Origin of the sequence: Niallia circulans NBRC 13626 (assembly GCF_001591585.1) — a bacterium.
GTDB lineage: Bacteria > Bacillota > Bacilli > Bacillales > Cytobacillaceae > Niallia > Niallia circulans.
The window spans coordinates 200,738-224,869 of the sequence record NZ_BCVE01000001.1 but is presented as its reverse complement, the minus strand read 5'-3'; the positions used below and the strand labels follow the sequence as shown (position 1 = coordinate 224,869).

Annotated in this window: 20 protein-coding genes, 1 pseudogene and 1 other annotated feature (1 of these 22 running past the window's edge); of the genes and pseudogenes, 18 read left to right on the top strand and 3 right to left on the bottom strand. The window is 35.9% G+C overall.

Going from position 1 to position 24,132, the window contains the following annotated elements:
* Positions 1-218 precede the first annotated feature (218 nt).
* Positions 219-1,580 carry a 3' terminal RNA ribose 2'-O-methyltransferase Hen1 gene (locus BCI01S_RS01180; protein ID WP_061796278.1) on the top strand — a complete coding sequence of 454 codons (1,362 nt, stop codon included), beginning with the start codon at positions 219-221 and terminating at the stop codon, positions 1,578-1,580.
* Positions 1,581-4,181 carry a polynucleotide kinase-phosphatase gene (locus BCI01S_RS01175; RefSeq protein ID WP_061796276.1) on the top strand — a complete coding sequence of 867 codons (2,601 nt, stop codon included), beginning with the start codon at positions 1,581-1,583 and terminating at the stop codon, positions 4,179-4,181.
* 91 nt (positions 4,182-4,272) lie between these two features.
* Here BCI01S_RS01175 and BCI01S_RS01170 read toward each other — a convergent pair.
* A pseudogene (locus BCI01S_RS01170) lies at positions 4,273-4,826 on the bottom strand (class I SAM-dependent methyltransferase).
* Positions 4,827-5,041: 215 nt separating this feature from the next.
* On the opposite strand from BCI01S_RS01170, the gene BCI01S_RS01165 reads away from it, so the two are divergent.
* From BCI01S_RS01165 to BCI01S_RS01115, 12 genes are all read left to right on the top strand, one after another.
* Positions 5,042-7,024 carry a methyl-accepting chemotaxis protein gene (locus BCI01S_RS01165; protein ID WP_061796274.1) on the top strand — a complete coding sequence of 661 codons (1,983 nt, stop codon included), beginning with the start codon at positions 5,042-5,044 and terminating at the stop codon, positions 7,022-7,024.
* A 64-nt stretch (positions 7,025-7,088) separates the two neighbouring features.
* Positions 7,089-8,006 carry a CobW family GTP-binding protein gene (locus BCI01S_RS01160; protein ID WP_061796272.1) on the top strand — a complete coding sequence of 306 codons (918 nt, stop codon included), beginning with the start codon at positions 7,089-7,091 and terminating at the stop codon, positions 8,004-8,006.
* Positions 8,007-8,213: 207 nt separating this feature from the next.
* Complete coding sequence (locus tag BCI01S_RS01155) at positions 8,214-9,137, top strand: permease (RefSeq protein ID WP_161798382.1); 924 nt, start codon at positions 8,214-8,216, stop codon at positions 9,135-9,137.
* 18 nt (positions 9,138-9,155) lie between these two features.
* The gene (locus BCI01S_RS01150) at positions 9,156-9,935 is read left to right on the top strand and encodes a TIGR03943 family putative permease subunit (protein ID WP_061796268.1); all 780 of its coding nucleotides are present in this window, start codon (positions 9,156-9,158) and stop codon (positions 9,933-9,935) included.
* 466 nt (positions 9,936-10,401) lie between these two features.
* A complete protein-coding gene (gene thiM, locus BCI01S_RS01145) occupies positions 10,402-11,220 on the top strand; it encodes a hydroxyethylthiazole kinase (RefSeq protein WP_047940572.1) in 819 nt (272 codons plus the stop codon).
* Between the two features lie 4 nt (positions 11,221-11,224).
* A complete protein-coding gene (thiD, locus tag BCI01S_RS01140) occupies positions 11,225-12,025 on the top strand; it encodes a bifunctional hydroxymethylpyrimidine kinase/phosphomethylpyrimidine kinase (RefSeq protein WP_061796266.1) in 801 nt (266 codons plus the stop codon).
* Positions 12,026-12,037: 12 nt separating this feature from the next.
* Positions 12,038-12,697 carry a thiamine phosphate synthase gene (thiE, locus tag BCI01S_RS01135; RefSeq protein ID WP_047940574.1) on the top strand — a complete coding sequence of 220 codons (660 nt, stop codon included), beginning with the start codon at positions 12,038-12,040 and terminating at the stop codon, positions 12,695-12,697.
* Between the two features lie 199 nt (positions 12,698-12,896).
* Complete coding sequence (locus tag BCI01S_RS24555; protein WP_082138229.1) at positions 12,897-13,031, top strand: YjcZ family sporulation protein; 135 nt, start codon at positions 12,897-12,899, stop codon at positions 13,029-13,031.
* Between the two features lie 316 nt (positions 13,032-13,347).
* The gene (locus BCI01S_RS01130) at positions 13,348-14,631 is read left to right on the top strand and encodes an ammonium transporter (RefSeq protein ID WP_047940575.1); all 1,284 of its coding nucleotides are present in this window, start codon (positions 13,348-13,350) and stop codon (positions 14,629-14,631) included.
* A 175-nt stretch (positions 14,632-14,806) separates the two neighbouring features.
* The gene (locus BCI01S_RS01125) at positions 14,807-15,790 is read left to right on the top strand and encodes a DUF294 nucleotidyltransferase-like domain-containing protein (protein WP_047940576.1); all 984 of its coding nucleotides are present in this window, start codon (positions 14,807-14,809) and stop codon (positions 15,788-15,790) included.
* A 1-nt stretch (position 15,791) separates the two neighbouring features.
* Positions 15,792-16,520: an exonuclease domain-containing protein gene (locus BCI01S_RS01120; protein ID WP_047940577.1), complete on the top strand. Its 729-nt coding sequence runs from the start codon at positions 15,792-15,794 to the stop codon at positions 16,518-16,520.
* A gap of 43 nt (positions 16,521-16,563) precedes the next feature.
* Positions 16,564-17,157 (top strand): GNAT family N-acetyltransferase, encoded by a 594-nt coding sequence (locus tag BCI01S_RS01115; protein ID WP_047940578.1) that lies wholly within the window; start codon positions 16,564-16,566, stop codon positions 17,155-17,157.
* A 310-nt stretch (positions 17,158-17,467) separates the two neighbouring features.
* Here the strand turns inward: BCI01S_RS01115 and BCI01S_RS01110 are convergent, their stop codons facing one another.
* Positions 17,468-17,821 carry a hypothetical protein gene (locus tag BCI01S_RS01110; RefSeq protein ID WP_047940580.1) on the bottom strand — a complete coding sequence of 118 codons (354 nt, stop codon included), beginning with the start codon at positions 17,819-17,821 and terminating at the stop codon, positions 17,468-17,470.
* Positions 17,822-18,242: 421 nt separating this feature from the next.
* Here BCI01S_RS01110 and BCI01S_RS01105 point away from each other — a divergent pair, with 421 nt between their 5' ends.
* The 3 genes from BCI01S_RS01105 (at position 18,243) to BCI01S_RS01095 (ending at position 21,850) form a co-directional block, all read left to right on the top strand.
* Complete coding sequence (locus tag BCI01S_RS01105; RefSeq protein ID WP_047940581.1) at positions 18,243-18,995, top strand: DeoR/GlpR family DNA-binding transcription regulator; 753 nt, start codon at positions 18,243-18,245, stop codon at positions 18,993-18,995.
* Positions 18,992-19,900, top strand: coding sequence for a 1-phosphofructokinase (pfkB, locus tag BCI01S_RS01100; protein WP_047940582.1), 909 nt, complete (start codon positions 18,992-18,994; stop codon positions 19,898-19,900). Before BCI01S_RS01105 ends, pfkB begins: the two co-directional genes overlap by 4 nt.
* A gap of 72 nt (positions 19,901-19,972) precedes the next feature.
* Positions 19,973-21,850, top strand: coding sequence for a PTS fructose transporter subunit IIABC (locus BCI01S_RS01095; RefSeq protein WP_047940583.1), 1,878 nt, complete (start codon positions 19,973-19,975; stop codon positions 21,848-21,850).
* An 83-nt stretch (positions 21,851-21,933) separates the two neighbouring features.
* On the opposite strand, the gene bcbE is transcribed toward BCI01S_RS01095, so the two are convergent.
* Complete coding sequence (bcbE, locus tag BCI01S_RS01090; RefSeq protein WP_061796261.1) at positions 21,934-23,223, bottom strand: bacillibactin exporter BcbE; 1,290 nt, start codon at positions 23,221-23,223, stop codon at positions 21,934-21,936.
* 168 nt (positions 23,224-23,391) lie between these two features.
* On the opposite strand from bcbE, the gene BCI01S_RS01085 reads away from it, so the two are divergent.
* On the top strand, positions 23,392-24,033 hold the full coding sequence (locus BCI01S_RS01085) for an MOSC domain-containing protein (protein ID WP_047940585.1): 642 nt from the start codon (positions 23,392-23,394) through the stop codon (positions 24,031-24,033).
* Between the two features lie 59 nt (positions 24,034-24,092).
* Positions 24,093-24,132, top strand: a binding site (T-box leader); it runs 209 nt beyond the window's last position.

The window sequence follows — 24,132 nt, the reverse complement described above, 5'->3', positions numbered from 1 at the left end:
TAGGCATATCCTCAAATTTTTAAGGAATTTGACCTCATTCTGCAACCACTCGTAATAGTGGTTCTTTTTTATGAAAAACAGCCAATTACCCCTATTAAAAATCTGTATTGTTTTCAAAAAAGTCATTATTTAATTATAGATAAAATATGCACAATTCTGTAAAGAAAAATATGGTAAAATAGTATTCAAATGGTTTTAAGAGAAAAAGAGGTGAGTATATGCAAATAAGTCTAAAGGTATATGGCGAGCATGCTAGGATGGTCTCCCATCTTATTGCTAAAAATCCCCATAACTTATATGAAAGAAAAGAAAAGGGCGGGTTAGTGCGCATTGTTTTTACCAAAAACGAGGAGCATGAAGTCCATATATTATTTTTCGTTACAGTAGATAATATGGAATTGACGAAAAATCAAACTAATTTTTCGTCTATTACGCATTATATTAATGATAGAGAAAGTGCTGTCAGCAGTATTTTCTGCTCGGTTTTACGAAAAGCAGTTGGAACTGCATTGAATGGAAAGCCAAAAGATGAATTTAAAGAGTGGGTGAACTATTCTTTTCCATTAGAAATTACATTTGGACCGTTATCCACCAAGTTAACCAATCATGAATTAGCAGGACTCTTTGAACCATTAGGATACGAGCTTACGATCGAAAATGGAAAGGTACTTTTACCAGCGTCATTCGCGAAAAAAAGTTCAGCAAAATTTATTACGCTGAAGGCAAATCAGACGATTCAAGACTGTTTCCGCCATTTGTTTGTGCTGATTCCGGTAATGGACCAATATAAACATTATTATATTGATGAAAAAGAAGTGGATAAGCTGAAGCGATATGGAGAAGGATGGCTTTCCTTCCATCCGAAAAGAAATGAGATTATAAAGGAATCGCTTATTTTTTCAGATTTAATAGAAAAATCAAGGTTAATAGAATCAAAGCCTTCAAAGGAAAAACAAGCACCTTTGACAAAAAAGAAAAGCTTAAATCAGTGGCGTTATGAGAAAATTATAGAAACTGTAAAAGGGCTTCCGCATAATAGCCGAATTGTGGATATGGGGGCTGGAGAAGGAAAGTTAACGGCCCAATTAGGCTTTATAAGGGGAATAGAAGAACTTGTCGCAGTAGAACCTTCTGAACGAGAACAGTTAAAAGCTAAAAAAAGAATCGAGGCATTAGTGGGTAAGCCTGACTTTCTTCTTCCAACTTTTAAATGGGGCTCTTTATTTTATTATGATAGTGAATTGGAAAAGAAAGATATCTTTATTCTCTGTGAAGTCATCGAGCACATTGACGAAAATCGATTAGGGAAGATATTTGACACCATTTTTACAAAATACAAGCCTTATCATGTAATTGTGACAACACCAAATCAAGATTACAATGCTGTATATGATATGAATGAGGCAAAAAGGCACAGCGACCATCGCTTTGAATGGACGCAGCAACAGTTTAAAGAATGGACCAAGTATTGGGAAAGTCATGCTAATTATAAGGCGCAAATCGATGGGATAGGCGAATATGTAGAAGGTTACGGCTATCCTACACAGATGGTCATATTTTCGCAGAAAAGAGGTGGATAAATGAAAACGATTCTAATACCCCATAACAGTATTGTTTTACTAATAGGACCATCAAATAGTGGCAAATCTACAACATTGGAAAATTGGATAAACAAAGGCTTTCTGCAAGCGGAAGAAGTAATTAGTTCCGATCATTTTCGGAAATTAGTCAGTAATATTGACTTTTTAGACTGGACAAATCAGCCTAAAGAAGTAGCTGCCAATTTGTTGGAAGAATATAGCCAAATCTCAAGAGCTGCCTTTGAAATGATGGAAAAAATGATTAGTGCAAGAGCGACATTGAATAAGCGAAGCTATATCGATGCAACCCATTTAAAAGAGGCAGAACGGGAAAAATATCGAATTCTTGGAAAAAAATATCATGTTCCTGTAGTAGCGATTGTTTTTGATCTCTCTTTACCTGTTCTCCTTGAAAGAGACGAAAAGCGCACCCATTCGAGAGGAAAAGGGAAGGTAAAAAGACAATTTGAAATAATGCGTCAGGAAATCCGCAAAATCCACAGGGAAAGCTATCACGCAATATATTATATTAGAGATCGGGACGAGTCAGTGAATATCGAAACAGTAGAAGCTTCGTACTATTTAAATGCTGACAATGGCTTAGATATTATCGGAGATATTCATGGATGTATGGATGAATGTTACGAATTGCTAGAACGTTTAGGATATATAAAACATGATGATGGATTATATCGCCATCCAGAAGGTCGGAAATTTGTTTCGGTAGGGGATATTATGAGCCGCGGCCCAAAATCAGCAGAAGCACTTTTCTTTTTCTCTGCCCACATTAACCATAATCTTGCGTATATGATTGATAGTAACCATGGTTGGAAAATAGCAAGATGGCTTGATGGGAAAAAAGTGACACTAAGTCATGGGGATGAATGGATTAAAGAAGCGTTTACTTCCTTTTCCATTACATATACAGAGGAGCAGATAGAAAAAATAAGAGAAGATTGGAAAACTATGCTTCTTCATTCACCTTCCCATTATGTCCTGACAAGAAATGGTGTGAAAACAGCAGTTGTTGCCCATGCAGGGATAAAAGATCATTATATTGGCAAACAATCAAATACGATTTCTGATTTTACGAGATATGGAGAAACATTAGGTATGGACACAGACGGGAAGCCGATCCGTGGAGACTGGTACCGAAATCATCTATCGAAAGAATTAATTATTTGGGGACATGATCCGAAACCAGAGCCGCTCTTTGTGAATAATACAATTAATATTGATCAAGGGGTTGTTTTTGGCGGAAAGTTAACGGCCTTTCGTTATCCAGAAAGGGAATTTATATCGGTTAAGGCTCAAAAGGATTATGCTCAAATAGAAGATAATCCATTGAAAAAATGGCAGGAAACAAGGCTTGCCCTGCCGAATATTCAGCGATTTATTAATGGTTATAGTGTTTGGACAGATACGTTTGGAGAAATTAGCTGTCCGCAAAATAATGTGAAAGCAGCGATGGACAAAGTGTCTCATTTTACAATTCCCATGGAAGAGTTAATCTATATACCGCCAACGATGAGTCCTCCGCCGCAAACTTCCACAATCGAAGGATATCTGGAACATCCGATCGATGCCTATCATTACTACAAAGATAATGGGATAGATCAAATGGTTGTCGAGAAAAAGCATATGGGCAGCAGAGGGATACTTTTGTTATTTAAAAATCCAGAAGCAGCAGAAAAGTATGTTGGGAAAAGAAGCATAGGCACAATTTATACAAGAACAGGGAGAGCTTTTTTTTCTAAAGAGCTTGAAGAGGAAATTCTGACAAAGCTTCATTATGATCTAGCAGCTGTAAATTATTTTGAAGAGAATCAGACTGACTGGGTATTGCTTGATGCTGAAATTCTTCCATGGAATTTAAAGGCAAAGGATTTAATTATTCAGCAATACGCACATGTGGCTGAAATGAGCGTGATGGATAGAGACAAGATTTACGAGCAGCTTCTTTGTGCGCAGCAAAATGGCATGGCTGTTCATGGCTGGGTAGAAGAATTTGCACAAAAGCGACAAAATGCGCAAAGTTTTAGTGAAGTGTACAATCAATATTGTTGGGAAATTCAACAATTAGAGGATATAAAAATCGCTCCATTTCATATCCTTGCACATAGCAACGAAAGTTATTTTCATCAAACACATCAGTGGCATATGGAGCAGAACGAATATTTCAGCACAATTAGCAGTCTTTTTATGAAAACAGATTATCTGATTGTAAATGATGATGAATCATTAAAGAAAGCTGTCAGCTGGTGGGAAGAGATTACGACAGATGGTCATGAAGGGGTTATCTTTAAACCTTATCATTTTCTTGCGAGAAATCCAAAGGGAAAATTACTTCAACCAGCCATTAAAGTAAGAGGACAGAAATATCTTCAAATTATATATGGCATGGATTATTTAGAAAAGGATCAATTAAGACGATTAAAAGACCGCAAAACAGGTAAGAAGCAGCGTAATGCCTTAAAGGAATTGGCTTTAGGAATAGAAGGTATCAATCGTTTTATTCAGTTCGAGTCATTGGAAAGAATTCATGAATGTGTCCTTGCAACATTGGCTTTGGAAGAAGATCCGATTGATGCAAGATTATAAGATGAAAAGCAAATTCAGAGGATATTTCTCGATGAATTTGCTTTTTATTCCAGCTTGATATTTATAAGGGAATGCACTGGTTAATTTTTCATTATCTTTTCCATGCATCGAGTATAAGAGAAGGAAATAAAAGCTTTTCCCCGTTATTTCTTGGATCATATTTTTTGGACCTGAAAATCACGCCATCTTTTCCGTGCCATTCATTTTCATGAAAAATACCTTCTTCATCACAATACTCCAATAAATGTACTTCGAATCCTGCTAATTCAAACATTTTTGACAATGTTTGATAATTATGAACAATCTTATGAGTGAAGGCAGGATGGTGTTTAGGCCCTGGCCCTCCGATTTGCACTATTCGTTGATACGATTCATCCGGAAAGAAGCCATCTGGTACAGCACAGCGAATATAACCTCCTGGGTTCAAATATTGATAGCAAAGTGAGGCTGCTTGAACGCCTTCCTTAAAGGTGAGATGCTCCCATACATGTTCCGCTAAAATAGCGTCTATGGAACATTTTACAAACTGTAGCCAAGTTGAATCGTCCATAATAAGTTAAGCTCATCTTCCTGAGTATGAATCCAGCCAGGATTATTCCTGTATTCCCCAGCACCAATACCAATCTTTATCGTTTCATCCTTCATATGAATTCCTCCAATATTTTAAGAGTTTCCATTAACGTACAATTAAACATAAAGATTACATTTATGACAGGATAAAATGTTAACGAGTAACAAATAAAAAACAGGTCAAATGACATAGGAATCATCGCCTATCTATTGTAAAATAAGAGGGCAGAAAGAATTACCTTTTTTTTCTTTTAAGAATGTATGCGTATACAAAGAGAGGGGCGATTACGTTGAAAAAAATTCTTATTCATAAAAGAAAAGGAGTTCCGTTAAAAAAGAAGCTTATTATTTCCTTTTTAGCAATGCTATTAATTCCGAGTATCTTAATTGGTGCATTTTCTTTTTTATATGCAAACAAGCAGATGGAAAAAGATTTTATAAGCAATGCGAGTACTAATTTAAACATGCTGGATAAGAGTATAACCAATTTAATGTCTGAAAAAATTTATGATGTGTCAGCATTAACAGAAACAATGACGAAAGAACTATTAGAAAAAGATCCGGAAAGTCTGCAGAAAACCATTGAGCAGTATAGCCAAGTCCATCCTGAAGTTTCTAGTATCTATATTGGAACAAATGATGGAAAGCTTTTTCAGAAGTCTATGGAGGAAAATAATGATCATATGGATCCAAGGTTGAGAGATTGGTATAAAGCGGCTGTTAATAAACCAGGAGAAGCAGTTATCATGGATCCTTATCTTTCCCCAGTTTCTAAAAAGATGGTTATTACCATTGGAAAAACGATTGCAGATAATGCAGGCGTTATGGCAGTAACCATGAATTTAGATTACTTAGCAGAACTCGCAGGTGAAATAACATTTGGAAAAGAAGGCTATGTCATCTTACTTGATCAAAAGAAACGGTTTATTGTTCATCCCGATGAAAAACAAGGGGGTGTGGTGAAAGCCTCCTATTATGAAACACTTTATGACCGACAAGCTGGCACATTGGATTATTCAGCAGACAAGATTAGTCGGAAAATGGTTTTTCAGACAAATAAGTTAACTGGATGGAAGTTAGCAGGAACGATGGAAAAATCAGAAATTGTCAATCATACAAAAGGTCTTTTGTATGCGATAACAGGGATATTAGCCGTCTCTATTATTATTGGAGGGATCATGATGATGGTGATTGTTTCCTCTATTATCAAACCAATTAAAAAATTGAAAGAACAAGCCATTACAGTGAGTAAAGGTAATTTAACAACGGCCATTAACATGGCCGCTAAAGATGAAATTGGCGATGTGGCAGCAGCATTTCATACGATGCAGAATAATTTACGAGAGCTTATTAGCAATATCGAGCAAAGTTCCGAGAATGTAGCGGCAAGTGCTGGTCAGTTAACAGCAAGTGCGAATGAGGTGACTATTGCATCAGAGCATGTAACCAATACTATTCAGCAAGTCGCTGGTGGTGCCGAAATTCAGACTAAAGGTTTGGATAATAATGTCGATAGTCTTAAGTCTGTTTTAAAAGGAACAAATCAAATCGTTGTTTTTAGCAAAGAGGTTTCAGATCTTTCGACAGGCACGATAGAAAAAGCATATGCAGGAGGGAACTCCATAAAAGCAACACTGGAACAAATGCATGTAATCAATGGGACAGTTGCTGAATCAAATAAAATGATTAAAGAACTCGTAGAACAATCTAAGCATATCGAAAAAATAACAGAAAGCATTACTACTATCTCCGAACAAACGAATCTTCTGGCACTAAACGCAGCAATAGAAGCAGCAAGGGCGGGGGAGAAAGGCAAAGGGTTTGCTGTTGTAGCGAATGAAGTACGTAAACTTGCGGAGCAGTCTGGACAATTTGCGAGTAATATTTCGCAATTAATTACAGATGTACAAAAAACAACTGAGAATACAGTTCAAAGAATGGCAGAGGTGTCACGAGCTGTTCAAGCAGGATTAGAAGTAACGGATGAATCGCATACAAGATTTCAAGAAATTGTACATAGTATGAAGGAAATGACACCACATATTCAAAAAGTTACGGAAACTTCAAATGATATGGCAAGCACACTAAAAGAGGTAAGCATCACAGCAGGAGAATTAGCAAAGATTGCCTCTGATAATTCGACTTCTTCTGAAGAGGTTGTATCCTTAACGGAAGAACAGCTGGCTGCTATCGAAGAAATTTCAGGTTCTGCAAAGAATTTATTGAATATGGCGGAACAACTCAAACGAAATCTTCATCTATTTACCTATTAATCGTCATATGAAAAGTACCTCTTGCATAAAGTAGCGTTAGGCTTTATATGCGGGAGGTATTTTCATGAAAAAAATCAAAGTTTATTTAATAAATGGGTTCCTTGGGAGCGGAAAAACGACAACTCTATTAAACTGTATGGAGTATTTTAAAGGGAAAAATAAAAAGTATGCCATTATATTGAATGAACTTGGGGAAACAAATATCGAAAAACATCTTTTTAAAGAGGAGTCACTCTATGAATTGTTAAATGGATGTGTCTGTTGTTCAATCAAAGAAGATTTGAGATCAACACTTGATGAATTAACTGTAACATTGCATAAAGAGAACATTGAAATTGTGTTGCTAGAAGGGACTGGAGTAGCAAATCCTTCCGAAATAATGGAGACATTCAAGGAACAGCAATATAAAGATACTTTTGAGATCGTTGAAAGTATTTGTTTAATTGACAGCTTGCATTTTACGGAATACACAAGTATTTTTTCAAGCAGCAAAGAAGTGAGGCAGCTGCAGAAAGAGCAAATTGAGAATGGAACAGTATTAGTCCTAAATAAAATCGATCAGCTTTCAAGCAAGCTTGCTGTTGAAAAGGTGGAAAAGCGAATTAGAAAGATAAATCCTGATGCTCCATTATTACATAGTAACTATGGCCATGGAGTAACAGCATATTTGGAAAAACAGGAAGGTACTAAAATCAAAGACCAATCTATTTCGCGTCATCATCACCATCATCATATTAAAGCAATGAAAATAGTTCAAACAACCCCTATGACGAAAAGCGAATTACGAGATTTCTTAAAAAATAATCAAGATAAGTTAATGCGAGCTAAAGGAACAATCAAAAATAGTGATGATCATTCTTGGTATCATTTTCAATATGCTTCTGGTTTGCTAGAATGGCAAAAAGTAAAGGAATATCTTCCTAATCGAAAAGGAGAGATCATTTTAATAGGTGAAAAATTACCTGAAAAAGTAATTCTATAATACTTTCTTTGTGTATCTTATCGAATCTATCATAAGATACACTATTTTTGCATAGATAGGATAGGACAAGCATAGATATAAACTATATAAGGATAAATGATGGAAGAAAAGGAGTATGCTATGTCTATCCCAACTCGTATGAAGGATATTTTTATCTTTTGCTTATTTATCGCTTTAATGTATCTATTTTTTTTCGGGGATCTTTATGTGGCAAAGCAATGGAGCTTCGCATTGCCAGATCAAATAAAAACTATTTTTGTGTTATTTCTTGGGATTTTGCTTGAGGCACTTCCGTTTTTATTATTAGGTGCCATCGCCTCCTCTATAATTAATATTTATATTTCAGAAGAGTATATTGCTAGAATTATGCCGAAAAACCCAATAGCGGCCATTGGTGCTGCTTTAATTGCTGCAGTGATTACACCAGTCTGTGAATGTGCCATTATTCCAGTTGTTCGCAGATTAATTCAAAAAGGAATTCCTGTCCATATTGGTGTTGTCTTGTTAATGGGAGCGCCAATTCTTAATTTTATCGTTTTTGGCAGTACATACTATGCCTTCCAAGATAATTTATCGATTGCATACGGACGTTTTATCATTTGCATATTGGCAGCCATTATAGTGAGTCTCATTATTTATTTCTTTTTTTCGAAACAAAAGGTATTAAAAACACAAAGGGAAGATTTAATGGCAGCCGTTCCTATTAATGAAAACAAAGGAGATTCTAAATGGAAAGGAATTTTGCATCATACTTGTCATGAATTCTTTACGATCGGGAAATATTTCATTATTGGAGCAGTATTTGCAAGTGTTGCTCAGGTATATTTAAAGGATAGTTATATCATGCAGGCGGGGGAATCACCAATTGAAGGTACAGCAGTAATGATGGGGCTAGCGTATGTGCTGTCACTTTGCTCAGAGGCAGATGCTTTCGTAGCAGCTTCCTTTGCCAAGATGTTTACCCCTGAAGCGATTATTGGTTTTTTAGTTTTTGGACCAATCCTTGATTTTAAAAATACATTTGTCATGATGGCTTCTTTTCGCATGAAATTTGTATTCGTATTTATTATGATAGTTACAATAGTTGTCTTCTTACTTTCGCTAGCTTCACGATTCATTTTGTTTTCATGACACATATAAGGAGGAAAAATGGTGAAAATCAAATGGAGTCCAACCTGGCAGTTAGCAAACGAACTGCAAGGAATTGTACTGATTGGCTTCAGTCTCCTTATTTTTAAGTTATTGGTGACAGGAGATGTAGGACAGCTTGTTGCCCCCAAAATGGTGCCATTACTAGGTATAACGATGATATTGATGTTTTTTCTTGGATTTTTCCGGTTGTTAAATAGTAATTTAAAGGGGGCCGATTGTGATTGTGATGTATGTGATGAGAATGCCTCTTTCCTGAAGCTTACTTTTTCCTATCTTCTATTTATTAGCCCCTTGATGTTGTTTTTTACCTTACAAGACATGTCGATTGATAAAAGTATACTTCCAAATATTCAATTTGAGCAAGGACAAACTTTTTCTGCTAGTCAAGGTCAGCTCAAGACCTTAGGGGAAGAAGATATGATTACAATCGAAGATGACAATTATTTGCAGACAATGGACATGATTCATACAAATTTAAACGATATGGCAGGAAAAAAAGTGATGATTACTGGTTTTATTCATCGAGAAAAAGCCTTCACCGATAATCAAGCAGTTATTGCAAGATATGTTATGACCCATTGTATTGCAGATTTAGGATTGTTTGGTTATATGATGGAGGGAGATGTTGGTGAATTACAAAGTAATCAATGGTATGTGATAACAGGAACCTTGGAAAAGAAAGAATATGAAGGTCAAATAATGCCTATTATTAAGCTGGAAAAGGCCGAAGAAACGATAGCACCAGCAGAAGATTACTTATATGCATTAGACTATTAGGCTGCCATTCTTGCATTATTCCTATTTTTTCGTTAAAATTTAAGAGAATTCAATTAAATATAAAGCGGGGGCTTGTGGAAACAGGCTGAGAGTATGGCTAGTCTGCCATTGACCGAATGAACCTGTTGGATAATGCCAGCGTAGGGAGGTGTAATGGAATCAAAACACTTTGCTTAGGCGTAGTGTTTTTATTTTTGCCATAATTGCTGAAAAATCGCACGGCGCTTCCTTCGTATCCGTGTTAGGAATTCAGTTAGTTATGGCTTTTTGTATGTATGTAATGTATTTCGCTTTTATAACTAGAGCACTTAATTGTAAGGATAACTGAATTTGAGAAGACTGGACATCAGAAAATACTATCCAAAGTGGTGATGAATTTCCATGTGAGGGAGGATTCACTTTACCTATCAAAGGATAAAAGTCTTAAGAGTAATAAGGAACTTTAGAAAGGAATTGATTTTAAGAGATGAATGAAAATGTTGACATGGTAATTCCGGCGATATTAACAAAACTTCGAAAACATGTGCCATTGGTTCACAATATTACTAATGTTGTTGTTACTAACTTTACGGCAAATGGGTTACTAGCATTAGGAGCGTCACCAGTAATGGCATATGCAAAGGAAGAAGTTGCGGAAATGGCAGCAGCAGCGGATGCTCTTGTCTTAAATATTGGAACACTAACAGCTGAAAAAGTAGAGAGTATGATTATAGCTGGGAAGGCTGCAAATCAGGCTAATACACCCGTAATTCTAGATCCTGTTGGTGCAGGAGCAACTAGTTATCGTACGGAATCTGTACACCGCATTATGAAGGAAGTAAAAATAAGCTTGCTTCGCGGAAATGCAGCAGAAGTAGCGAATGTAGCTGGAATTAAAGCAAAAATGAGAGGTGTAGACTCTGTCAGTGAACATAATAGCCAAGGAATCGCAATGGAAGCTGCAAAGCTATTACAAGTACCAGTTGTTATAACAGGTGAACAAGATATAGTTGCTGTTGACGGGAAACTTTCTATTATCCATAATGGTCATTCCTTGTTAACTAAGGTTACAGGTACAGGTTGTTTACTTTCCTCCATTTTAGGTGCATTTATTGCAGTAGAAGAGGATGTCTTTCTAGCTTCTATAGCGGGTTTAGTAACATATGGAGTTGCATCAGAACTTGCTTTTGAAAAGACGAGCGAAGAAAGTCCAGGTAGTTTTCAAATCGAATTATTAAATCAGTTAGCGAAAATAAAGGAAGAAAATATAAAGGAATCGATGAGAGTGGAGATTAAGAGGGGGTAATTATATGGCTACAGCGAAAGCATTAACAATAGCGGGATCAGATAGTGGCGGAGGAGCTGGAATTCAAGCAGATCTAAAAACCTTCCAAGAACTTAAAGTATATGGAATGAGTACCATCACCGCTATTACCGCACAAAATACCCGCGGAGTAGATGGGGTATACCCAATGACCCTTGAGGCGATTGAAAAACAACTAGAATCTATCGCAGTGGATTTACGACCAGATGCATTAAAAACAGGTATGCTTTTTAATAGTGAAATAATTGAATTGGTAGCGGATAAGATAAAAGAGTATCGTTGGAAAAATTTAGTGATTGATCCTGTGATGATTGCTAAGGGTGGTGCTAATTTACTGCAGCAGGAAGCAACAGAAGCTATGAAAAAAAAGCTCCTCCCGCTTGCAACTGTTTTAACACCGAATATACCAGAGGCAGAGGTATTAACTGGGAGAGATATTCGAAATATAGAGGAAAGAAAAGAAGCTGCCAAAAGATTAAATGCGATGGGTGTTACTTATGTCGTTATAAAAGGTGGCCATGGGGATGAGAAGGAAGCGATTGATTTATTATTTGATGGCAGTGATTTTTCAAGCTTGGTGGCAGAAAGGATTCCAACAAAAAATACGCATGGAACAGGCTGTACTTTTTCGGCAGCGATTACAGCAGCCCTTGCCAATGGCTTTTCTATTAATGATGCTTTTCAATTAGGTAAGGAATTTATTCATCAAGCTATAAAAAATGATCTTCATATAGGCAGCGGGCATGGTCCAACCAACCATTGGGCTTACCAAGAAAGCAAAAGATAATACGGGGGATATATGACAACTTATACAAAAGAGCAAATAAAACAATTGCTAAAAATTTATTTTATCATGGGAAGCAACAACAGTACATCTGATCCAGAATTTATTTTGGAAGAAGCATTAAAAGGCGGGATTTCCGTTTTTCAATTTCGCGAAAAAGGCGACGGAGCATTAATGGGTGAAGACAAAATTCAACTGGCAATGAGAATGCAAGAACTTTGCAAGCAGTATCATGTTCCATTCATTGTGAATGATGATATTGAATTAGCCTTGTCTGTTAATGCGGATGGAGTACATATTGGACAAGACGATGAAAATGCCATAAAAGTAAGAAAAATGCTAGGTAATAAACTATTGGGGGTATCTGCTCATTCCATCGAGGAGATTCAAGCAGCACTAGATGCAGGAGCAGATTATATTGGCATAGGTCCAATTTATCCTACAAGTACGAAAAAGGATGCTAAAGCAGTACAAGGCACCTCTCTTGTTGAAATAGTAAGAGAAAAGAACTTTTCTATACCAATTGTTGGGATAGGGGGGATCACAGTTGAAAATGCACGTCCTGTTATACAAGCAGGAGCAGATGGAGTCGCTGTTATTTCAGAAATAAGTATGGCGGAGAATCCTTATAAACAAACGATAGAATTAAGAAAAGCAGTTTTTGACCAAGCATAAGCTATATACTTTTAAAAAATAAAATGGAAAGAGTTTAGGTTTTTTTGCGGAAAATAGACATTTACCCAACCCATACATATCTGCCTGCATACAATGATTTTGTAGAGGAGCTAGAATAAGAAAACATAAAGGCTCCTTATTTGTTAACCGAAAAAAGAAATGGTTAATTATACTACAAAAGAGAAAGGGAGATGTATATATGTACGGTTATGGTGGATATGGATGCGGATATGGTCCTGGAGCTGTTGGCGGCGTTGGCTTCGGTGGCGGATTTGCATTAATAGTAGTATTGTTTATCTTATTAATTATCGTCGGTGCGACATTTATTTGCTAATAGAAGATAAAAAGCTGACCTTGTGTCAGCTTTTTTTACATATATAAGGATTTTTGTTTCGTTCAGTAATAGGTACTTTTTAGATTATATATGGTAACGATTTCAAAAAAACACCGAAAATAAATACAATTATCGTAATAAAACAAATAAAACAACAGGTATAAGAAAATAAATATAATATTTTAAGTTTTAAGAAAATTAAATTTAAAATTCTTATTGACAGAAAATTTAATATAGGTAAAATAAAGTTATTAGAGTGTTAGATTATATGACACTTGATGGTAAATTAACGTACATAAAGGGGGAAGGTAACTTAATGGAAAATTTAGAGTTTTTAATGAACAGCTTGTGGACAATGATTGCTGCAATTTTAGTTATTTTTATGCTTGGTGGATTTATCTTATTAGAAGCAGGTTCCACAAGAATGAAAAATGCTGGCCATATTGCTGGTAAAACAATTTTTACATTTGGGATAGCTTCATTAGTTTTCTGGGCTGTTGGTTATGGATTTATTTTTGGAGACAATGCTAATTTCTTTGTCGGAATGAGTGAGTTTTTCTACAATGGCGGTAGCGTTGGCCAAATAGATGGAGATGGATTACAAACTACTGTTTTCTTCGTCTTCCAACTAGCGTTTGCAGGCATCTCCTTAACAATTGCACTTGGTGGGTTTGCGGAGCGTGCGAAATTATCTGTGTACCTCATTTTCTCTGTATTATTTGGTATTTTGGTTTATCCTGTCATTGCCCATTGGATTTGGGGAAGCGGCTGGTTAGCAGAACATGGAAAGCAAGACTTTGCGGGCTCAACTGTTGTTCACTTAACTGGTGCAGCAGCGGCGCTAGCAGCTACAATGCTTTTAAAGCCGCGTATTGGAAAATACAATGCTGATGGTTCGGCTAACCCGATATTTGGTCATAACCAAGTTTATACAGCGTTAAGCGTACTAATTCTTTGGGTCGGTTGGTTCGGATTTAATGCAGGTAGTACAGTTTCTGTAGCGGACGGTTTCTTTGGATATGTTGCATTAAATACAAACTTAGCAGCAGCAGCTGGCGCTGTAGCAGCACTACTAATTTCCTGGATTGTTTTAGGGAAGTCAGATATTACAACCATGCTAAATGGTGCCTTAGCAGGTCTCGTTGCCATCACAGCATCTTGTGCATTCGTTGAGCCTTGGGCAGCAGTAGTAATTGGTTTAATTGCTGGAGTACTGGTATTTTATAGTGTACGCTTCTTCGAGAATAGAAAAATCGATGATCCAATTTTTGCACTATCTGTTCATGGTACTGCGGGAATTTGGGGAACACTATCTAATGGATTATTTGCAACAGCAGAGTTAGCGGAATATACGGGAGTAGGGAAAGCTGGTCTATTTTATGGCGGCGGCTTCGGGCAATTAGGCGTGCAGGCGCTTGGTGTTATAACTTGTGGGTTATTCGCTTTTGCAATAAGCTATGTCATTCTATTTGTTATCAAGAAGGTTAGCGGACTACGAGTAACAGAAGAAGAAGAAATCATGGGCTTAGATATTAGTGAACATGGTTCATATGGTTACCCAGAAGCATTCTTGTCAAAAGACGAAACAAAAAGCTTATAAAATCAGACGTTTATCGTCGCGATTAAGAAAATAGACTATAAACTTAATGAGGATAGAAGTCTCGCTGAAAAGTGAGACTTTTATCTGTTTTCATTAATCAATTGCAAATAAGAACATGTTATGATAGACATATAGATTCATATAAATATCGCTTATCGAAGAAGGAAGTGCATGGATGTGCTCTAAAAGTCATAGGTTAAATGAATGGAAAAGAGAAAAGGAACTTTTTTTACAAACACCCACCTATCAAAACACTCAGTTAAATAATTTTTACGATGAACTATTTATGGAGTTATTTCAATTTGTCCTTTGTGAATATAAAAAAAATTACGGTGAACCTCCATGTTCATTTGTCTGGTTTGTTACAGGAAGTGCTGGCAGAAAAGAACAAGGCATCTTTAGCGATCAAGATCATGGCATTATCTATGAAAGCAATGACGAAAACAGCAATCAATATTTTATCCAATTTGGAGAATGCCTAAGTGATGCGTTAAATGAAATAGGTTATCCATATTGTGAAGGGAAAGTCATGAGTAGTAATCCTACCTGGTGCAAATCCGTAGAAGAATGGAAACACCAATTACAGCAATGGATGGAAAAAGAAAACTGGGAATCAATTAGATTTTTGCAAATCTTTTATGATAGTAGACAACTGTTTGGAGAGGGAAATTATGTTCAAGAGTTGAGAAGTTATATTCATCAGTACTGCGTTCTTCATCCAATGCTACTAAAAAGATTTATGAATAATGTAATGCGTATAAAAAAAGGGGTCGGAATATTCGGCCAATTTTTTGTGGAAAGAACGGGAAGGCATAAAGGTTCCATTCATTTGAAGCATACGATGTATTTACCGTATGTTAATTCGATTAGGCTTTTAGCTATTAAGGAAAAAATCCAGGAAACATCGACGTTAGAACGTATTAAGACATTAAGAACGATGGAGACATATGACAACTGGTTAAGACTATATGAAAGCTCTTTTAGGAGAATATTAGATTATCGCATCGAATTATTTAAAGAGGCAAAAACATATGAAGATGTTCATTATTTGAATATAAAACAGTTAACAAAAGAACAAAGACAAGAAATAAAAGGATTAATGCGCCATGGTATCAAATTATATCATCAAGTACAAAGGATAATTGAAAAAGGGTGTTAAAATGGGAGTCGAATCGTTTCTACAATATATGAGAGATTTATATGGAAAAGTCAATTCGAGTGTATTGCACGCTACCTCGAGTGGGAGTAATTCTCAGCAAATTGCTTTTATGAGACAGCTTCAAAAAGATTTAAAGGTTGAAGCTGCCTCCAGGTTGCCATTAAATAATTTAAAAGCAGTTGTTTTTGATATTGAAACAACGGGATTTTTACCTGATAAAGGCGATCAAATTATTTCAATTGGTGCTATAAAGGTAGAAGGCTGCGATATCTTAGATGAGCAATTTTATACATTAGTTAACGCTGGAATAGATATACCAGAAGAAATAAGCTGTTTAACTGGAATTAAAACCGAAGATTTACATGATGCCCCGCCCCTATCCGATGTACTGGTGCAATTTTTTGGATTTGTTAAGGATAATACACTGATTGCTCATCACTCTTCCCATGAGAAAAGCTTTATGCAGTCTGCATGCTGGAGAAGTTTTAAAACACCATTTAAACATCGAATCGTTGATACTTCTTTTTTGTTTAAAATTGTTGAACCACAACAAAGAATATTGACATTAGAGGAATGGTGTGAATTTAGTGATATTCCTGTCATAAATCGTCATCATGCCTTAGGGGATGCTAAATTAACCGCTGTTCTATGGTGTCAGTATTTACAAAGGGCTGAACAATTGGGCTGTCGCACTTTACAGGATATATATGAAAGATTGGCATGGCGGTAAAATAGAGGACAAAGTTTTAATAATTAACTGGTGGTGAAAGTAAATGGATGTATTTGAGACAAAAAGACTGTTGCTAAGAGGGTGGAAGGAAGCGGATTATAAAGATTTATATGAATATGCGCAAAAGGAAGAGGTAGGTCCGTTTGCTGGCTGGCCACCCCATAAAAGTGAACAAGAAAGTAAAGAAGTAATCCGCTATTTTTTACAGAATGAAAATTCATATGCGATTGTGTGGAAAGAAGAGAATAAGGTGATTGGAAGTATTGGTTTTCATGAACGAACGCCTGATACTAAACTCTCTCATTTAGCACAGCGTGAAGTAGGATTTGCTCTTAATCCCCGGTATTGGGGAAGAGGGATCGTGCCAGAAGCAGTCAATTATCTGTTAGAATATGGATTTGAACACTTGTGTTTGGATTTAATATGGTGTGGACATTTTGATTTTAATACGAAGTCAAGACGAGTAAATGAAAAATGTGGATTTCATTATAAATTCCAGAAAACCAACCGCTATAAACTTTTTGATAACCAATTAATTACAAGCGTTTATTATTGTATGACAAAAGAGGAGTATTTTAAAAAGTTACAAGAACCTTCAGCAAGTGTATCCCATACAAATCAAGTAAGTAGCACTTAAGTGACCGCTTCCCGATAGGAGTAAGTGAATAATGAATAGGCTGACTCAAACTTTGGGCAGCTTTTTTTGTGTGTGAATTTTGGTAATTATAAAGCATTTCTATCAAAACGTTTAATTAATAGGGGGATATTAAAGCCGGAGAGCGGAAAATGATCCAAAAAAAAGTCGCTTCATAGAAGCGAAAAGAGACATTGGATTAAAGATTGAATTGATAACTATATATAGTGTAATTTTATAAAAAAATAACTATATATTGATTTGATAGTATCATACAATTCATTTTTACGCAATTATTTTCTATTAAATTAATCTAGGAAACAATAAGTAATACAATATAAAACAAGAGGATAAATCCTATGCCGAATAGTATGAAGTATTTAGTCCACATCGGAGAAAGCTTTTTTCGCTCTCGATCTTTAGTAAATCCAATAAAAGATAGACTGTTTTTGTATATCACAAAATAAATTAGGGCAAATCCTATATATTGTAAGATAAACAATCCTGTTAAAGCCTGTGTTTCCTTTAAAAAGTCCACATTAGGAAAGGAGTAACCAGTAATAAGTTTTATAATCGTATCGTTAACTGTTCCGAAAATGGCAAATAAAAGTACCGCAGAAAATAGTATTTTAACAAAGTCTAAATAATAATAAGAAATTTTCTTCATATATTCCTTCCTTTTCTTTTGTAAATATTTTCTCACCAGAACACAGAATACCATAAACAACGAGAAAATGATAAAGGAAATTCTGTCGGTGTTGAACATTTAGTGCCGCAATTTTCGTAAAATCGGTAAATTAAAAGAGATAATTTAGGGAAAAATAATGATAGTTTTAAAAGGAAGAACAATAAAAATATTCATATAATACTAAAAACGTTCACAAAACGTCAAAAATATGATAATATTTGATTGTTTTTGAAAGAAAATGCTTGAAATGTGAAATCGTTTACAGTATGATGTTCTTAAATTAAGTTGTTTTTTTATGAGGGTAAAAATCTTATTTATCGTAATCTGTTTAGTTAATGATAATCACCTCAAAGAAAATGACATAATCCCAAGATATACCCTAAAAGGGAGCGTGATAATCTTGTTAACACCTGAAAGGCATGAACTTATTTTACAATTACTAAAACAACATAGTGTTGTGAAAATTCAAGATTTGATAGATGTATTGAATACTTCAGAATCCACCATCAGACGCGATTTAACTCAATTAGAGCAAGAAGGGTTCTTGAAACGAGTGCATGGTGGTGCAGCTAGGCTTCAAGGGAAAATAACGGAGCAGAGTATGAGTGAAAAAGCGTTCAAAAACCTCCAAGAGAAAAAAATGATTGCGGCATACGCAGCAAAGCTAGTAGAAGATGGAGATAGTATATATTTGGATGCTGGTTCAACCATTAAAGAAATGATTCCATTCTTAAAGAATCGAGACATTGTGGTGGTAACGAACGGTCTTACGCATATGACAAGCTTACTAGAAGCTCGTATTCAAACCTATATTACAGGTGGTTATGTAAAAGAAAAAACAAACGCGTTAGTCGGTCGTGGCGCATTATTAAGTCTTGATAACTATCGATTTGATAAGTGCTTTATGGGTGTCAATGGTATTCATCCTGAATATGGGTATACTACTGCTGATCAAGAAGAAGCAATGGTGAAAAGCAAAGCAATATCATTGTCAAGAGAAGCTTTTTTTGTCGCAGATGATAGTAAATTCTCCGAAGTTTACTTTGCAAAGATAGCTGATTTGCACAATGCTTCTATTATTACTAATTATCTGGATGAAGAAGTAAACGATTTATATTCAAGGAAAACTAGCATAAAGGTTGTGAAAGAATGATTTATACCCTAACGTTAAATCCTTCTGTCGATTATATTATCGAAGTGAAAGAAGTGCATTTAGGAGAACTAAATCGGTTAGAAAAAACAAGTAAATTTGCGGGTGGAAAAGGAATAAATGTTTCTAGAGTGTTAAAAAAAATGGGCGTGCCAAGTAAAGCGTTAGGATTTGTCGGCGGATTTACTGGAAGTTTTATTGAAACACAACTATTGTCAGAAATGATTGAAACAGATTTTGTGAAAGTAGAAGAAGATACACGTATCAATGTGAAGTTAAAGACTGATACAGAAACAGAATTAAACGCAAATGGACCCACTATTTCTGAAGAAAAGTTTCAGGAGTTAAAAGAGAAGATTGCTTCTTTAACGTCAGAAGACCTACTAGTATTAGCTGGAAGTGTTCCATCTACTCTTCCTAAAACGACTTATGAAGAGCTAGTCAAGATCTGTCATGCGAACAATGTTTCTTTCGTCGTAGATGCAGAAGGTGAATTATTAAAAGCAGTCTTGCCTTATCAACCGTTTTTAATCAAGCCTAATCATCATGAACTTGGTGAATTGTTTGGGGTAACTATTTCGACTCCAGAAGAAGCGATTCCGTATGGAAAAAAACTATTGGAAATGGGAGCGCAAAATGTGATCGTCTCATTAGCAGGTGATGGTGCAGTCTTGATTACTCAACACGAAGAAATCATTAGTACGGTTCCAAAAGGGCAAGTGAAAAGCTCAGTTGGCGCTGGAGATAGCATGGTAGCAGGCTTCTTATCTAAATATAAAGAAACACAGGATATAAAAGAATCCTTCCGCTACAGTATTGCCTCAGGAAGTGCGACAGCTTTTTCAATTGGATTATGTACAAAGGAAAAAGTAGAAGAACTTCTTCCGCAAGTCCAAGTCCAATCATAATGGTCACACACCATTTTATTAGAAAGATATTGGAAAGTGGATAAAAATAAAATTAAAGGGGAGCGTTATAAAATGAAAATTACAGAATTATTAACGCAAGAGACTATCCTTTTGAATATAGAAGGAAATGGAAAGCTTGATGCCATTAATCAGTTAGTGGATATTCTTCATTCAGCAGGAAAATTAACAGATAGAGAAACGTACAAGCAAGCGATTTTAAAAAGAGAAGAGCAAAGTACAACGGGAATTGGTGAAGGAATAGCAATTCCCCATGCAAAAACGAGTGCTGTAAAAACTGCTGCCATTGCGTTTGGGCGATCAAGCAGTGGTGTTGACTATGAATCATTAGATGGACAGCCGGCAAATTTATTTTTTATGATCGCTGCACCAGATGGGGCTAACAATACTCATCTTGAAGCACTATCAAGACTATCTACATTATTGCTTAAAGAAGAAGTGCGCTCGAAATTATTAAATGCGGCTTCTAAACAAGATGTAATATCAATAATTGACAGTTATGATGTAGAGGAAGAAACAGCTGACGAAAATATTGCTGATAAAAAGAATTTTATTGTGGCAGTAACTGCTTGTCCAACGGGGATTGCTCATACCTATATGGCAGCAGATTCATTAAAGGCGAAAGCAGCTGAAATCGGTGTTGATATTAAGGTTGAAACAAATGGTTCCGGTGGAGCAAAAAATGTTCTGACAGCAGAGGAAATTGAAAAAGCAACGGCTGTAATTGTTGCTGCTGATACGAAAGTGCAAATGGAACGCTTCAATGGAAAACATGTGCTTGAAACCCCTGTTGCAGATGGTATTCGTAAGCCTGAAGAATTAATCAATCGTGCTATTAAACAGCAGGCACCAGTATATAATGGTGGATCAGGTTCTAATTCCAGCGAAGAAAACGCAGGGAAAAAAGGAATCGGTGGTCAAATTTACAGACACTTAATGAACGGTGTTTCGAACATGCTGCCATTTGTTGTTGGTGGCGGAATATTAATTGCTATTTCCTTTATGTTTGGTTATAACTCAGCTGATCCGAATGATCCGAGTTATAATGCTTTTGCTGCGGTTATTAAATATATTGGCGGCGATAATGCCTTTGCATTATTAGTGCCTGTTCTTGCTGGATTTATCGCAATGAGTATTGCTGATCGTCCTGGTTTTGCTCCTGGTATGGTTGCAGGATTTATGGCTGCTCAAGGTGGTGCTGGTTTTCTTGGTGGATTAATCGGCGGTTTCTTAGCTGGTTATTTAGTTGTCGGTCTAAAGAAAGTGTTAGAAGTACTTCCTAGATCATTAGAAGGTATTAAAACGATTCTGCTTTATCCATTATTAGGAATTTTCTTTACTGGCATTATTATGAATTATGTGATTATGGAACCTGTTACAGCTATTAACACTGGAATGACCAATTGGCTGTCAAATATTGGTACTGGTAATGCGGTCTTCTTAGGAATTATCTTAGGGGCAATGATGGCATTTGATATGGGTGGACCAATCAATAAATCAGCATATGTTTTTGGAACAGGGCTAATTGCCAATGGTGTATTTGAGCCAATGGCTGCTATTATGGCCGGTGGAATGGTTCCGCCATTAGCAATTGCTTTAGCAACTGTTTTATTTAAAAAGAAATTTACAAAGCAAGAAAAGGATGCAGGTTTAACAAACTTTATTATGGGTCTTTCCTTTATTACAGAAGGTGCTATTCCTTTTGCAGCAGGTGATCCATTACGTGTTATTCCATCTGTTGCAATTGGTGCCGCAGTTACGGGTGGACTATCAATGTTCTTCCATATCGGTTTAAGAGCACCACACGGCGGTGTGTTCGTAGTTGGATTGGTTGATGGAAATCCATGGCTATACCTATTGTCTATCGTAATAGGTGCGATCATATCAGCCTTATTATTAGGACTATTAAAGAAGCCTGTTCAACAAAAATAAATATTGAAAAAGCTGTAAATTGACTTATAATCGTTAATTTACAGCTTTTTTTAGTATGGTCAAAGAACCGATGGAGAAATTTTCTATTGGTTTATTTTATTTTCTTCTTGACCATCGACATATTTTAAACGAAAGAAGGCAGCAATCGCAGCGATTAATGTAAATGCACTTAGTAAATAAAATTGTAAATGGTCGATATGCTTCATTAAAATCGCCATAATAGGCGGTCCTGCTGCGACTCCAATAAACCGCATACTACTATATATACTTGTAATGGTTCCTCTTTCTTTTTTTTCAATTCCCTCTGTAATAAGGGCATCTAGAGGTGGTAAACTAGCACCAATGCCTATGCCAGCCAATGTTAGAAAGAGAATGATAAACCACATATTGTCAGAGAAGTTAAGTGCAATCGTACCAATAATGATTGCAAGCAATCCAATAAAAGTAATCCAGCGCATTAAGTTTTTGTCCTTTTTAATTTTTTTCCCGGTAATGTAGGAAGTAAGACATAAAGCTCCTAGCGGTATAGCAAGATAGAGCCCTTTTTTAACATTTTTTATATGATATTTCTTTTCTAATATATCTGATAGGTAAAACATTTCGGCAAATAATACAAACATAACGATTACACCAATAAAGAAAATGGCATAGAGCCATTTTTTATCTTTATGCATAGTTTCTTTTGTATGCTGTATAAATTCCTTAAATGGTACAGGTTTTTCATTACTTTTTGGAGATTTCACAAAGATTAAAATTAGAATGATGGAAACCAAACAGAAGACAGGAATAGACATAAATGGGATGAACCAAATAAATCCTGCCAAAAAAGCTCCAAGGATGGGACTAAGTACTTTCCCAAAAGTGTTTGCTGTTTCAATAACGCCTAAAGTACTACTAACTTGTTCTTCATCTTTAAACAAATCACCTACTAGAGGCAATACAATTGGGAAGGCACCAGCTGCTCCAACGCCTTGGAGGGCGCGTCCGATAAGGATAATCCAGTAACTGTTATCCATCAGCCATGCGGCAAAACCAGAAATTACTCCGCCAATACCAGCAATAATTAGGCTGGGAATAATCACCCTTTTACGGCCGATACGATCGGAAAGATAGCCTGCCACGGGAATTAGTATGATCGCTAAAACAGAATAGACTGTAATAATCATACTTACCTGAAAAGAAGATATATCTAGCTTTTTTTCAATAGCTGGCAATACTGGAATCAGCATACTGTTTCCAAGGGTCATTACTAATGGGATGGAAGAAAGTGAGAATATCGCAATTTTCGAAACCTTGACATTTTGCTTCTTCGCTGTCTTTTGTGCTTTGTTTGTAAGGTTTACTATGTTTTTATCATCATTTACATGATCCATTTTCATTCTCCCTGCTTTCAAATAGTTAACTATAGTTAATATGTACAGCCACGGCAAAAAATAAAGCATTTTCTATCATCCAAAAACTGGATTTAATCATTTTGTTTATTAGCACTTTTCGTATAGTTATATGGTATGATGTAATAAAAATAGTGGTGGTGTTTATACGTGGGAAAAATTATCACACTTAGTATTGGGAAGGAAAAAACATTTATATGGAAAAATAAAAGCGTTTCTTCCGCGATTGGCAAAGAAAAAGTGAGTGAAGTCATTCTAACGTTTGATGGTTTTGTAGGCGATGGTGTTGCTAATCCAGCATTTCATGGTGGCAAGGAAAGGGCTGTCTGTTATTATCCTTTTGAACATTATAAAAAATGGGAAGAAGAATTTAAAACAAAAATAAATCCTCCTGCGTTTGGGGAAAATATATGCGGAACGGAATTTACAGAAAAAAGTACATATATCGGGGACATCTTTTCGTTAGGATCTGCAGTTGTTCAGGTAACACAAGGAAGAGTACCATGTTCAACCATTTCAAAATATAATCAGATTGATCCATTTTTAAGTAGAATTGTGGAAACTTGTTATACTGGCTATTTTTTAAAGGTGCTAGAAGAAGGAGTAGTCAGCGAAGATTCTACGATGGAGCTTATAGAACGTCCGCAGAACAAGATATCAGTTTGGGACGCAACAAAAGTAATGCTTCTTGATCGTAAAAATAAAGAAGCAATCCAATCAATCCTGCAAATTGACGAGTTAGCAGAAGATTGGAAGAATCGCTATAAAAAGGCACTTCAAAAAACTACATGAATTTTTGAAGAAAATGGTTGACTTTTATGTGAGAGTTCACTATTATGTAATTAACATATCGAACGGCAATGATGAAGAGTAGTATCTTTATTGAAAACG